Origin of the sequence: Secundilactobacillus oryzae JCM 18671 (genome assembly GCF_000740055.1) — a bacterium.
GTDB classification, from domain to species: domain Bacteria; phylum Bacillota; class Bacilli; order Lactobacillales; family Lactobacillaceae; genus Secundilactobacillus; species Secundilactobacillus oryzae.
Genome location: NZ_BBJM01000039.1, coordinates 1 through 13,721, shown reverse-complemented (window position 1 = coordinate 13,721; position 13,721 = coordinate 1). Strand labels below are relative to the sequence as shown.

Sequence of the window (13,721 nt, the reverse complement as noted above, 5' to 3'; positions counted from 1 at the left end):
AGTAATCACTCCCTATATTGGTTGGAATTAGCTACTACCATTGTAAGTGATTGCTTTGGGCTTTTTAATTTCTGTTCGGATTAATTATAGAATTTGCCAATGTAATCGAATCTACTTCTTTGCCTAAAAAGGTGAAGCTATCAGAATCTGTTGTTATCACGAAATAAAAGTCTGAATACTCATCATCCGGTTCATCAATAACATCCAGTCTGCCTCGTTCGACCTGCCCATCTTTAAAAATAGCCTGAGCAATTCGGTGTAAATATTCTTTTCGATAGTTGATATTAATATCCACGTACTTCATCTCCTAAGCCAATCAGAGATAATAAACTCTCCCAATTACTACCAGTGATTCGTGTGTACAATAGCAATTTAGAAAAACCAATCGAAGATTTCAACTTATTCTGTGATTCCTACCCTAGATACCATTATACGGGATAATGTGGGTATTCTTTCAACATATTCTGGTACAAATTTGTGCCAAATGATTTCATTTTCTAGTGTTTTCCTATACTTTCTAAAAAATAAGAACCCCACTAAACGTTGATTTAGCAAGGTTCTTATTTTTTATCAAGTGTTCCTATGCGTTCTAAAAAGGAGAGTACAGGATTTGAACCTGCGCGCCGGTATAAGCCGGTTCGCCGGATTTCGAGTCCGGTGCATTACCACTCTGCCAACTCTCCATAAGAAAAGTACTTAATAAGTATAGCAATTTTATCGGCTAATGCCAAGGTTGCCAAGGCTTATTAGGTACTATTTTTTTAATATTCCATCAAACTAAAAATATCGTATCCTTCGATCTTGTCACGACCGTGAAGATCCTTTAATTCAATGATAAAGGCAGTTCCAACAACGATACCACCTAGTTCTTCAACCAATTTGATTGTAGCGCCAATAGTCCCACCAGTAGCAAGAAGATCATCGGTAACGATAACTTTTTGGCCTGGCTTGATAGCGTCCTTATGAAGGTAAAGTGCGGATTGGCCGTACTCTAAATCATAGGTTGCCTTAACCGTTTCACGAGGTAACTTACCCTCTTTACGGGCTGGTGCAAACCCGATGCCCAATTCGTAAGCGATAGGACAACCAACGATAAAGCCACGGGCTTCTGGTCCAACAACCATGTCAACATCCTTGTCCTTTGCATAATCAACCAGCTGACCAATTGCTTCTTTGTAGGCTTGACCATCAGCCATCAAAGGTGAAATATCTCTAAAAACGATTCCTTCTTCAGGGTAATCGCGCACACTCGCAATGTATTTGGTGAAATCCAATGCCATTAAATAGCAACTCCTTTAGTCATTAAACAATCTGAGCTTGCAACCAAGATTTCAAACTGGTTGTATCGCTTTGCAATAGTTGTTTTTCTGTTAGTATCTGTTGTTCTCTCAGTTGATAACTCGGCGCATCCTTCAAGTTTGTCGCTTGTGGATTTCTGACCGGATTCATGATCCCATCGCTGACCGTCAAAAAGCCAACTTCGAAGAAAACCTGAATCATGAATATTAAACTATTTTGGTCAATTTGTAAATACTTGGCTAACTCACCTGATTGATGAGCAATATCGACATTTTGATGTGTCTTTACGAACTTAAATAGTTTAGCATATTGTTCGCGATCTGGCATCCCCAAATCCGAAATCTGCCGTTTCTTATAAAAGTACGTGATCACCATACTAGGCGTCACTGCAGCAAACAAGCGTTTTAAGTCGCCTAAATCATCCGGACAATCGACCAATAAAATTGTGGGATCTTCAGGAATTTCCGTCTGCGTCACTTCATCGATACTCATGCCAACCGCTCCATTTTTCAAAAATGGCGCTAATTGTTCCTGAATCTTTTTGTGGAAGAAAACGTAAATACCTTCTTGTTGAAACATCGATTCAGCCAATTGACTCGTCCGAGTATCAACAATTTGAATCCCCTTAACCAGGATGTCGCGAACCATGACCTGAAGATTGGAACGACCTCGCCAAACGTTGACATCCAAGCTTCCAATAATCTCAGTTTCGGTTGGGCCATTTTTAACGGCGCCGCCAAGCGAGCCCTTACCAAAGGCAATGGCATCTAGAGACGCCCCGTTTTGAACTAGTTTAAATTTCAAATGGCTCTTATCCGCACCCATTTCAGTCACAGAACTGATACTGTCAGGATCAAAGCGGAATAATGGTTCCGGATTATCGGTTCCAAACGGTGCTAAACTCTTAATCAAGTCATAAAAATCAGGTTTTACCGTATTAAGATCCAGAGTCGCCGCAACTTTGACTTGGGATTGCTCCTGCTCGCTGAGCTTTTGATCAATGGCTGCTTGTTCGAAAGCCGCTTTCACCTGATCCAAATTGGCAATCGTGGTTGTCATGCCGACAGCCATTTCGTGGCCACCAAAATTCACCATCAAATCACGGTGAGAATCAAATGCTACAAACAGGTCAAACCCATCGACGCTTCGGCCGGAGCCCTTTGCGTGTCCAGTAGTCGGATCTTCATTTAAAACGACGGTTGGCTTACCCGTCTTCTCAACAATTTTGCTAGCAACAATCCCCAAGACCCCTTCGTGCCAGTTTTCACCAGAAATCACTAAGGTCTGTCGTTGTTGATTGTCAGCATTTTCAGCTTGTTTTTCCGCTTCAGCACTAATTTGCTTAACAAGGGCTTGGCGTTCCTTATTCTGACTTTCCACGTCCTTGGCCAACTCACTAGCCCGCTCGTCGTCAAACGTTGTTAGCAGTTCGACCGCAGGCGTTGCATCATTTAGCCGGCCTAGCGCATTCAAGCGAGGGGCAATGCCGAAACCAATTCCCTGTTCATTGAAAGTCTCAAGGTTAATGCCGGCTTCCTTCATCAAAGCAGATAAGCCTGGCCGTTCGGTTTGCGTGATAGCTTGCAGGCCGTAATAAACAAGGACGCGGTTTTCACCCACTAGCGGTACAAGGTCCGCCACCGTTCCGATGGACACTAAATCCAGAGCTTCTTGTGGAATTTCCTGTAATAATGCCGTCGCTACTTTAAACGCGACCCCAGCACCCGATAAACCACCAAATGGGTACTCGTGTCCTGGATAGCGAGGATGAATAATCGCATAGGCATCCGGCAAGGTTTCTGGTAATTCATGGTGATCCGTCACCACAACATCACAATTTAATTCATTCGCAGCAGCAATCGCATCATGACCAGACACACCATTATCAACCGTCACGATTAGTGTCGTGCCGTTTTCAACAATAGTTTTAAAAGCTGCCACGTTAGGACCATATCCGTCCTTAAACCGATTAGGAATAAAGTAATCAACTTGGGCACCAAGCGTTTGTAGCGCCTCAAACATGATGGACGTACTTGTTACCCCATCAGTATCATAATCACCATACACGGTGATCTTTTCGCCGTTTTCGATGGCGGTTTCAATCCGGTCGACCCCTCGTTGCATATCATTCATTAAAAATGGGTCATGTAACTGCTCCGGGCTTGGATTGAGAAAATCTTGCATTTCCTGTTCAGTTCCGTAACCTCGGTTCAATAAAATTTGACAGATAATTGGGTCGATTCCCAATGCTTCTGAAAATTGTAAGGCTTGTTCGGATGGCTGATCAACATTTTTCACATTCCATTTAAACTGAGATTTTATCAACTGATTAGTCGCTCCCCACCAGTTTCCTTTAGCAGTCTGGCTCTAAACGCGCCGAGCCTTGTCAAAAGGAACTTCAATTTCATCAAAATCTTTAACAACCTTAGTATCGGCAAAGATTTTTTTTGCTTCTTTTTCTAAATCACGGGCCATTTGCGCCGTATATCGTGCTGAGATATGCGTCAACAGCAACTTCTTAACGTGATCCTTCTTTGCCACTTGAGCGGCTTGAATGTTAGTTGAGTGATAGTAACTGTAAGCGAGTTCGCCCTCACCCTTACCAAAAGTACTTTCGTGAACCAAAACATCGGCATTTTTAGCTAATTTAGCAATGTTATCATTCTTACGGGTATCCCCAATAAAGGTCACGATACGCCCCTTTTGTGAGGCACCAATGAAGTCAGCTCCGTTAAGCACACGACCATCAGGCAATTCGATGGTTTCACCCTTTTTGAGTTTGCCGTAAAGTGGACCAAATGGAACATTTTCGGCTTTTACCTTATCCACCAGCAACTCACCTGGATGATCTTTTTCGACGACCCGGTAGCCAAAGCTAGCAATCTTGTGGTCCAATGGCTCAGCATAAACGCTAAACTTGTCGTCATCATAGATTAAGCCGGGAGTATCTAATTCCTCAAAATTAATGTAGTAGGAAAGTTTCGTTTCAGTGACGTGCAAACTCGTCATCACAAAAGTCTTAATTCCTTTTGGTCCGTAAATAGTTAATGGGGTTTCGCCGCCTTGGAATGAACGGCTACTCAGTAAACCGGGTAAGCCAAAAATATGGTCACCGTGTAAATGGGTAATAAAAATTTTATCGATTTTTCTGGGTTTCAAGGTTGTTCGGAGAATTTGCTGTTGGGTCCCTTCACCACAGTCAAATAACCAAACTGAATTCCGCTCCTCTAAGAGCTTAAGTGCCGTACTCGACACATTTCTAAACTTACCAGGGACGCCCGCACCGGTCCCTAAAAATTCTAACTGCATACTATTTTTCCTTTTCTAAATACCATAATTTGGGTTCTTTTTTAAACTTTTTACTTTCATTTTTGTCCTATCAATTGTAGCATACATATAGTAAAAAGCGGTTTTTAATCACAGAATTGGAGGATAAAATGCGCTTAACTGACTTCCAACTAATGGCTCGTGATCTTGATCCAGAGCTACTATTATGCCTCAGTATCGACAAATCTATCCGCCCAATCACAGCCATCGAACTTGACGATGAACAATTCAAGTTAATAGCGACCTCAGGGGTACCAATGCACCTCGCTGAATTTATCAGTAAAACAACCACCCTGCCTCAAACTGCCACCCTTTTTGCTCAAAAAGAGACTCTGGAGCGCGTTTATGGCTTCAAGCAGGATGGCAATCAACTCATAATCGACTAGGAGAATAACCATGAAAAAAAGTTTAGTCCTCATGTTAGCACTGCCCGTCATTTTACTGGCTGGTTGCCACCAAGCCAATCAATCTAAGCCACAGCAGTCAGCCTCCAGCGAAGCGACGACTTCATCCGCTTCTTCAGCTGCCAAGTCCAGCTCTTCAACGGCTTCATCCAATCGTGATGCCGCCAATTTCTCTGTACCAAAGTCAGATCAACAAAATAAAAACTATGTCAAAAGTGGTAAATTGACCAAGCTTAACGAGTTCAGTTATGATCCGTACGGCACCAAACTCACGCTAAAGAAGGAACAGCGACAGTCCCGTAAGACTGCAAACAAACAGCTCGAATACAGTTTAGTTTCACAACGAGTCTATTCGAACAAGCCAACCACCAAGGCTGCCTTAAAAGCCGCGCAGTCTGCCTTCTCGCTCGTTAAACTGAGTAATCCTTATACGACACTCCAACTAAAGTTCAAGGTCACCAATCGGCTAAACAAGCCTATTTTGATTGATGGCATTAAACAAATTAAGTTTGCCAACAAAGCAATCATCACTTCAGCGGCCGGCCTCAGTGACTCAAGCGCTGGCCAACAGATTGCGGCCAATTCATTAAAAACGTTTACCGCTATGGCATTACTCCCAAGCAATAACTTAAAAGCTGTGTCACCCGCAACTATCAGTTTTTCAGGTGGTTACAATGAATCTGGCACTCAGATTTCTGCTACACCACCGGCACTTACCGTTTCCTTTAAATAATCAATTTAAAAATCGTTAGTTCAATTTTCATTGAGCTAACGATTCTTTTATTTTTGCGCTTTTTTATTGTTATCCGGATTCGTCATAACCTGGGTCGCAAGGGTTGCATAGTTACGATTACCAGTTGGGTTAGGATGAACATTGTCTTTGTAGAACCAATCCTGATGATTTTCACTTAATTTGTGCCAATCAATAATGGTCAGATTATCATTCTTCTTGGCTGCTTCATCAAGCGTTCTGTTAACTGAGCCTTCCCAGTTTCGGGTTGGAACGTGTGCATTTACCCAGTAAACTTTCCGATCAGGACCAATTTCATTCAAAATGTCATTCAGCTGATCACTGGTCATTGGACCATTAGTACCTAGGTGCATCAGAACTGTCTGGCTGAGCTGTCCCCTGGCCTTAAGGTTCTTGATAACATCCATCGAGTCCCAAACCTGTCGACCAACTTTTCCATCAACAATCATTTGAGGGAAAATCTTCTGCAGGTCGGTTGAAACGTCAATCATCACAGAATCACCCACAGCCGTAACCGGCATTTGCTTAGCTGTCATTATCTGAGTTTTAGTCAGATTAAACTCGGTAGCCAACTCTTTGTCTCTACCTGTGAGCTTTTCGGTTGCCTCTGATTCTTTCTTTGCGCTGCTTTCAACCTTCATTGCCGCTCGCTTCTTTTCAAGCGCCTTGTTACGTTTGGCAACTTCTTTTGAATTGTCTTTAATTTTTGATTGAAGTGCTTCATTGTCCACACTGCTCTTAGTGGGTTTTGTTACAGCACCCGTCATCGCAACAACCAAAATAAAGGCAGCCAGCACAGCCCAAAGGCGTTTCCAGCCATAAGGTGACTCTTTGCTAAACAGTTTAACAATTGAGCCTTTAAGGTGAGAATAATTGTAACGTCTGAATGGTCGTTCCAAATAGCGATAAGACAAATCGCTAATAATTAGGATAATGACAACCTCAATCAAGGCGTTAAGTAGCGGATGCGCCGCAATGTTAGTCACCTTGGTTTCGTAAAAAATCATCACTGGAAACTGGTAGAGATAAATACCATAACTACGCTTACCAATCCAATCAAAGACTGGATTAGTAAAGAGGCGGTTCATGTCGGCACCCGGATGGGCAATAGTCCCCACTAAAATGGCTGACAGGAAGGTGAAGATGAACATCCCTCCCAAGTAGGTAAACTTGCTTTGACCGGCTAAGGTAAAGAACATACATCCGATGCCGATTAAACTCACAATTCCTAACGCATCCATAATTAGTCGGGAACGCTGCGATATTTCAGCCTTTAATTTAGTAGCTGGCCAAACGACCGCCAACGCAACCCCGAATAAAATAGCAAAGAGGCGAGTATCTGTCCCGTAATACAGGCGGTTTGAACTGGCACCCGTTAATGACAGAGTCGCCATCCAAGCACCCGATAAAACGGTAAGTGACATCAAGAGATAAAAGATTTGTTTCCGCTGTTTGAAGGCCCACAATAGTCCAATCAGTAAAACCGGCCATACTAAGTAGTACTGTCCTTCAATTGAAAGTGACCACAGGTGGGTAAACGGAGATTCACCATTGAAACGGTCAAAATACGATTGACCATGATCGATTTCCCACCAATTATAGATATATAGCAAGTTCGTCCAAATGATGTCTCGCAGTCCCTTTAACAGCGAGCGTTGGAAGAGTGTAATGTAGGCAGCCGTTGATAGTACCATCGTCACCAACGCGGGGTACAATCGTTTCAGCCGTCGTACATAAAACGCCCAAACATCAATTTTGTGATTTTGCTCGTATTCTTGCAGCAATAAATCGGTTATTAAATAACCTGAAACAACGAAGAAAATTGGAACCCCTAAGTAACCACCCTGCATCTTGTAAGGTAATAAGTGATAGACAATAACGCCTATAACTGCAAGGGTTCTAATGCCATCAAATCCAGTGATGTAGCGGCTATGTGCTAACCGTCTTCCCTTTGACTCTTTCATCAAAAATCCCCATCCTACAAATTTTTTAAATCAAAGATTATTCTACATATTCAAAAGTAAACGTATCAATCTGGACTGAATCGCCGTTTTTAGCACCCTTTTCACGAAGCGCATCGTCGATTCCCATTCCTCTCATCTGTCGAGCAAATCGGTTTAAGCTGGCATCGTGGCTCAAATCAGTCATTTGGAATAGCTTTTCAATCCTATGACCAGTTAAAATCCAAGTGCCATCTTCATCTTGTTCAATTTCAAAGTCTGGACCGACTTCCGTTGTGACGTCGTAATCGGTTTCCAGATCGTCCAATCCCTTAATTGGGAATTGTGGCGTCTTATCTAATAAATCAGCTGTCTGACTAATTAGTTGCGTTAATCCGCTATGCGTAACCGAAGAAATTGCAAATACTTCTGGTTTCTGTGGCAACGTATCATCTTTAGCGAGTTCTACCTTAAACTTTTCGAGATTTTCAGCAGAATCTGGCAAATCCATTTTGGTCGCCACAACAATCTGTGGTCGATCTAATAGACCTTCATCATACTTACTTAATTCGGCGTTAATCTTGTGGAAGTCGTCCATTGGGTCTCGTTCTTCCATCCCACTCATATCAATCAGGTGCAAAATTACTCGCGTCCGTTCAACATGACGAAGGAATTTAAGTCCCAGTCCAACGCCATCGGCAGCCCCTTCAATCAATCCAGGTAAATCGGCTACCGCAAAATCACGGCCGTCATCCAATTTCACCATCCCCAAGTTGGGGACTAACGTGGTGAAGTGATATTCCGCAATTTTTGGTTTTGCACTAGTAATGACTGAAAGTAATGTTGATTTCCCAACTGATGGGAAACCAACTAGCCCAACATCAGCCAGAACCTTTAATTCAAGTTTGACTCGCCGCTCAACTCCTGGCTCACCATTTTCGGCGATTTCGGGAGCTGGGTTCTTAGGTGACGCAAATCGGATGTTACCCCGACCACCACGTCCACCAGCGGCAACCACAATCTGCTCATCGGCTTCAACAACATCGCCAATGACCATGTTCGTTTCTTCATCGATAATTGTGGTACCCAATGGAACATGAATAAAGCGGTCTTCAGCTCCGCGTCCAGTCATCCCCTTGATACCACCATTACTACCATTGTCGGCTTTATACTTTTGGTTGTAACGAAAATCCATCAGCGTTCTCATGCCTTCATCACCAACGAAGATGACATTTCCGCCACGACCACCGTCGCCACCGGCTGGTCCACCGTTAGGCTCATACTTTTCGCGTCTGAACGCCACCATACCATTACCACCGTTACCGGCCTTGACACCAATTGTTACTTGATCTACAAACATTCGTTTTCCTCATTCTCTGTATGACTGTTAGTTCCGTACGTCTTTAATTATCCAAATTATAACATGTTCTTAACCCACTTCAAAGGGCGTTACTTAGATGTTTCTTCTGTTTTCAACACCGTTTTGATGGTCTCGGCCACCGTTATGGAAATTCCCAATTCCCTCAATTCATCCGTATTGGCTTCAGAAATTTTCTTGATTGAACCGAATTTCTTCAGTAATTTATTTCGCGTTTTTGGTCCAACCCCAGGAATCTGATCCAGGCGTGAACTCAAGGAGTGCTTGGTATGCACCTGTCTATGGAACGTGATAGCGAAGCGGTGCACCTCGTCTTGAATCCGTTGTAGTAGGTAAAACCCTTGAGACTTAGGGTCCAAATGCAGTGGTGTATCATTTTCACTGGCCAACAAATCCGCAGTCTTATGCTTATCGTTCTTAACCATTGCAGCAACAGGCACATCTAGTCCCAATTCGTTCGCCAGGACATCCTTGGCCGTATTCAACTGAATGTCACCACCATCCATCAAAATTAAATCAGGCATTTCCGCATGCTCTTTAAGCAATCGCGTATATCGCCGACGAATGACTTCTTTAGTGCTGGCAGCTTCGTCCGCGTGGTCTACCGTACGCAACTTATACTTTCGATAAAGACTCTTCTCGGGTTTTCCATCGACAAATACAACCATTGCCGAAACGAGATCAGCTCCTTGAATATGAGAGTGGTCAAACGCTTCAATCTTGTGCCCTGGTGCAATTCCCAAGGCATCAGTAATTTCCTGCATGGCCCCAACCGTTTTCCGTTCATCGAGCTCTAACAGTCGGAACTTTTCCTCCAGCACCAAGCGGGAATTCTTGCCTGCCATTTCAAGCAACGACCGCTTTTCGCCACGGACCGGTGTTCTAACGGGAACCTGTAAAATATCACTTAGAATTTCATGTGGTAATTCCTTAGGTACCAAAATCTCCCGAGGCAACACATTATCTTTACGATTATAAAATTGCAGAATAAAGGTTGTCATTTCTTCCATCGCATCGTTCACTACTGGAAATAGTCGCTTCTCCCGCTTCATTAACCGAGTTTGCCGGATAAAGAAGACCTGAATGGAGAGCCACCCTTTATCAAAGTAGAAATTGAAAATATCCCGTGGCGTCTTATCGTTTGAAATGATTTTTTGCTTTTCGACCGTGACCTCAATGTAGTGAATCTGGTCACGCAACTCCGCTGCCCGTTCGAATTCCATATCATCTGCAGCCTTTGCCATCTTGGCCTTTAATTCGCGTTTGATGTCGGCCACATTCCCATTAAGGAAGGACTTAATTTTCTTAATCTGTGCGTCATATTCAGATTCAGGGACCTCTCTAAAACAGGCACCCAAACATTGTCCCATATGGTAATACAAGCAGGGCCGATTCTGATATCCGTTACAACGTCTGAGTGGATAAACCTTTTCCAGGAAATGCAGCGTTTCTTCGGCCGCATAAACATTAGGATACGGACCAAAGTAAAAGCCACCATCTTTAAGAACTGAACTGACAATCTTCATCTGAGGATCGCGTTCATTCGTAATCTTAATATAGGGATAACCCGTTCCCTGTTTGAGCTTAATGTTGTAATGAGGTTGATGCTTTTGAATCAGGGTAATCTCAAGCAGAAAAGCCTCTTTATCGGTTGATGTGATGATAGTTTCAAAATCAGCAATTTCAGAAACCAGATGGGCTGTTTTGCCATCATGTGAGCTCTTGAAGTATGAGCGAACCCGATTCTTCAAGTTCTTGGCTTTTCCGACATAAATAATCTTGCCGTTGATATCCTTCATCAGATAACAACCAGGCATCGCCGGCAGCAATGCCAACTTATGTTCAATGTGTTCAGAAGCCACTGAGCATCCCCCTTTCCTCATAAAATCAGCTATTTGATTATAACCCGAATAAACGTTTGGTTCAATTGACAGGCACCGTAGACAGCAAAAAACCGGAATTGAATTCCGGTTTTCATTCTAGCTATTAATAATTTTGCCAATAAAATCTTTTGCCCGTTCAGTTTTTGGGTGATCAAATAATTCTTCAGCGGTACCCCGCTCCTGAATATAACCATCTGCCATAAACCAAACCTCGTCCGCAACCTGTTTGGCGAATCCCATTTCGTGGGTCACAACCACCATGGTCATCCCATCATCGGCCAATTCCCGCATAACACTCAAAACCTCGCCGACCATCTCGGGATCTAGCGCACTGGTTGGTTCATCAAACAGCATCACTTTCGGATTCATGGCTAACGCTCTGGCAATGGCCACCCGTTGCTGTTGACCACCCGAAAGACTTGCAGGATAAGCCTGGGCCTTTTCGGTCAATCCAACCCGCTCCAACAAGTCATAAGCGACTTTTTCTGCAGCCGAGTCATCCCAGTGTTTAACCTTAATTGGTGCCAATTTAAGGTTTTCCAAAACCGTCATATTTGGGAATAGGTTGAAGCTTTGGAACACCATCCCCATGTTTTCCCGGATAGATCCCAGCTCCTTTTCAGATAAAACCGTGATATCTTGCCCATCAAACTTAATTTCACCGCTGGTCGGATTTTCTAACCGGTTAAGACACCGTAGCAACGTACTCTTACCCGCACCGGAAGGACCGATGAGACAAATCACCTGTCCGTCTCGAACTGTTTCGTTAATATCTTTGAGAACGTCCGTTTTGCCGTATTGCTTTGCTACATTGTTAATTTCAATCACTGCTTGTTTAGTCATGTTGCATTCTCCCTTCAAAATGATTCAAAATTCTAGTTAAGCCAAAGGTCATAATGAAGTACAGCACCATGGCGATAAAGACGGGCATGACTCCTCGGTAGGTGTCCGCTCTGACAATATTCAATTGGTAAATTAAATCCGTCACCCCAATGATTGAAACAATTGAGCTTTCCTTGATCAACGAAATAAATTCGTTACCAAGAGCTGGCCAAATATTCTTCAACGCTTGTGGCAAAATTACGGATTTCATGATATCTGATCTGGATAGACCCAAACTTTGTGCAGCCTCATCCTGCCCCTTTGAAACGGAATCAATCCCACCACGAATAATTTCAGCAATGTAAGCCCCACTATTAAGTGAAACCGCGATAATCCCCGAAATCAAAGCAGGTAGGTTAACGATGACGCCCACCCCAAAGTAAACAAACAGCACCTGAACCATTAGCGGCGTTCCACGAACAAACTCGATATAACTCACTGAAAGCCACTTAAACACTTTCACCTTCGAAAGACGCATCAACGCAAGTAAAACACCAAGAACGACACCAATCACCCCGGAAACCGCAGCGATGATTAGGGTGTACTGAACCCCCTTAGCAAAGTACGTCCAGTAATGACCCATCGACGTATTAGCCGTATTGACCTTCATGTACTTACCGGCATCCTTCAGATAAACCTTATGAATTAAATTATCCTGCTTAATGTCCTTCAGGCTCTTGTTAACAGCAGTTACCAGCGAATCCGATCCCTTACGGAAGGCAATAGCTGATCCTGAACTATTTTCATCCAAGTTGTAGGTTGAGCTGATGGCAACTAAACTTGGATCATTCTTAACGTATGCCTCAGCAGCCGGTTTTTCCATTCCAACCGCAACCAACTTGTGGGTCTTTAATGCCAAAATCAAATCGGCACCTTTATCCATCCCTTTAACTGTGACTCCCGGGATGTGCTTCTTAGCCAAGTTATATTGCAAAGTCCCAGTTTGGGCACCAACCTTTTGATTGGCGAGGGATTTTTGATTAGGATATTTGCTAGCCTCATCCTTATTAACCAGGAAATCTTGACCACCAACATAATAAATGTCCGAAAAATCAACACTTTGACGTCTTTCCGGTGTCGGATTCATTCCGGCCATGACCATGTCCGCTTTTCCGGTTTCCAAGGCAACCAATAAGGAATCAAACGTCATACTCTTGATAACCAACTTAACGTGCAGGTCTTTGGCAATTTGCTTGGCAATGGAAACGTCCATCCCCACCACTTTGCTCTTACCCTTTTGATTGGTTTGAAATTCATATGGCGGATAGTCAGGGCTAGTCGCCATAACGAGTTTACCGCGTTTTTGAATGGCGGCTAGTGAATCATCGGTAGCTGCATGGGCAATTGCTGGTTGTCCTTGAATGATGGTGAAGCTCACCACCAAAACTGCCAAAATGGCAAATAATTGCTTGATTGTTTTCAATTGAATCTTCCTCTCTTATGCACACAATTTAAGACTTGATTAAGGTAACCGCTTTTTAATGAGCCACCCTTCGAATCATATGACAAAGCCCTTATTTTCTGCTATGATAGCCACAAAGTTAGGAGATGGAGAAATGGCCCTTAAAGTTAAACGTCAAGATGATTTAGACGCGATGTTTGGTAAGTTTGCTCAGTTAGATCCTAAAGACGAGAAGCGCGATAAGTTCCTCAAGCGCGACGAAGCTCACAAAGACATCAAAAAAGCTAAACCATTACTTCAACGCGACAATCACGTTGAAAAATAAGCATTAATAAAAACGGACTAGGATAAGCAGTTGGATATACTCCTCTTTGGGTAGACAAGCAAATAATCAAAGCTTGCCTACCTAAGGAGGAGTTTTTCTATGGGCAGAAAAGGTTCTCGCTATACGATTA

At 43.2% G+C, this 13,721-nt stretch carries 12 protein-coding genes and 1 tRNA gene; 3 read left to right on the top strand and 10 right to left on the bottom strand.

Annotated elements, in window-relative coordinates; genetic code table 11:
* Positions 1-64: 64 nt before the first annotated feature.
* The 5 genes from LOSG293_RS08610 to rnz all read right to left on the bottom strand — a co-directional run bounded on the left by LOSG293_RS08610 (position 65) and on the right by rnz (position 4,608).
* Positions 65-295: a hypothetical protein gene (locus LOSG293_RS08610; protein WP_034529379.1), complete on the bottom strand. Its 231-nt coding sequence runs from the start codon at positions 293-295 to the stop codon at positions 65-67.
* A 300-nt stretch (positions 296-595) separates the two neighbouring features.
* Positions 596-683, bottom strand: a tRNA-Ser gene (locus LOSG293_RS08605).
* Positions 684-761: 78 nt separating this feature from the next.
* Positions 762-1,280 (bottom strand): adenine phosphoribosyltransferase, encoded by a 519-nt coding sequence (locus tag LOSG293_RS08600; RefSeq protein WP_034529378.1) that lies wholly within the window; start codon positions 1,278-1,280, stop codon positions 762-764.
* A 22-nt stretch (positions 1,281-1,302) separates the two neighbouring features.
* The gene (recJ, locus tag LOSG293_RS08595) at positions 1,303-3,624 is read right to left on the bottom strand and encodes a single-stranded-DNA-specific exonuclease RecJ (RefSeq protein WP_034529375.1); all 2,322 of its coding nucleotides are present in this window, start codon (positions 3,622-3,624) and stop codon (positions 1,303-1,305) included.
* A gap of 42 nt (positions 3,625-3,666) precedes the next feature.
* Positions 3,667-4,608, bottom strand: coding sequence for a ribonuclease Z (rnz, locus tag LOSG293_RS08590; RefSeq protein ID WP_034529373.1), 942 nt, complete (start codon positions 4,606-4,608; stop codon positions 3,667-3,669).
* A 128-nt stretch (positions 4,609-4,736) separates the two neighbouring features.
* On the opposite strand from rnz, the gene LOSG293_RS08585 reads away from it, so the two are divergent.
* The gene (locus LOSG293_RS08585; RefSeq protein WP_034529370.1) at positions 4,737-5,012 is read left to right on the top strand and encodes a hypothetical protein; all 276 of its coding nucleotides are present in this window, start codon (positions 4,737-4,739) and stop codon (positions 5,010-5,012) included.
* Between the two features lie 10 nt (positions 5,013-5,022).
* On the top strand, positions 5,023-5,763 hold the full coding sequence (locus LOSG293_RS08580) for a hypothetical protein (protein ID WP_034529366.1): 741 nt from the start codon (positions 5,023-5,025) through the stop codon (positions 5,761-5,763).
* A 47-nt stretch (positions 5,764-5,810) separates the two neighbouring features.
* Here the strand turns inward: LOSG293_RS08580 and LOSG293_RS08575 are convergent, their stop codons facing one another.
* From LOSG293_RS08575 to LOSG293_RS08555, 5 genes are all read right to left on the bottom strand, one after another.
* A complete protein-coding gene (locus LOSG293_RS08575; protein ID WP_034529363.1) occupies positions 5,811-7,745 on the bottom strand; it encodes an acyltransferase family protein in 1,935 nt (644 codons plus the stop codon).
* A gap of 37 nt (positions 7,746-7,782) precedes the next feature.
* A complete protein-coding gene (gene obgE, locus LOSG293_RS08570) occupies positions 7,783-9,081 on the bottom strand; it encodes a GTPase ObgE (protein WP_034529360.1) in 1,299 nt (432 codons plus the stop codon).
* A gap of 89 nt (positions 9,082-9,170) precedes the next feature.
* Positions 9,171-10,961, bottom strand: a complete 1,791-nt coding sequence (gene uvrC, locus LOSG293_RS08565; RefSeq protein ID WP_034529357.1) for an excinuclease ABC subunit UvrC — start codon at positions 10,959-10,961, stop codon at positions 9,171-9,173.
* Between the two features lie 117 nt (positions 10,962-11,078).
* Positions 11,079-11,825 (bottom strand): amino acid ABC transporter ATP-binding protein, encoded by a 747-nt coding sequence (locus LOSG293_RS08560; RefSeq protein WP_034529354.1) that lies wholly within the window; start codon positions 11,823-11,825, stop codon positions 11,079-11,081.
* Complete coding sequence (locus LOSG293_RS08555) at positions 11,818-13,287, bottom strand: ABC transporter substrate-binding protein/permease (protein WP_034529351.1); 1,470 nt, start codon at positions 13,285-13,287, stop codon at positions 11,818-11,820. The genes LOSG293_RS08560 and LOSG293_RS08555 overlap by 8 nt, the downstream gene beginning before the upstream one ends.
* A 133-nt stretch (positions 13,288-13,420) precedes the next feature.
* Here LOSG293_RS08555 and LOSG293_RS10070 point away from each other — a divergent pair, with 133 nt between their 5' ends.
* Positions 13,421-13,591, top strand: coding sequence for an SPJ_0845 family protein (locus LOSG293_RS10070; RefSeq protein ID WP_191976232.1), 171 nt, complete (start codon positions 13,421-13,423; stop codon positions 13,589-13,591).
* Positions 13,592-13,721: the final 130 nt, after the last annotated feature.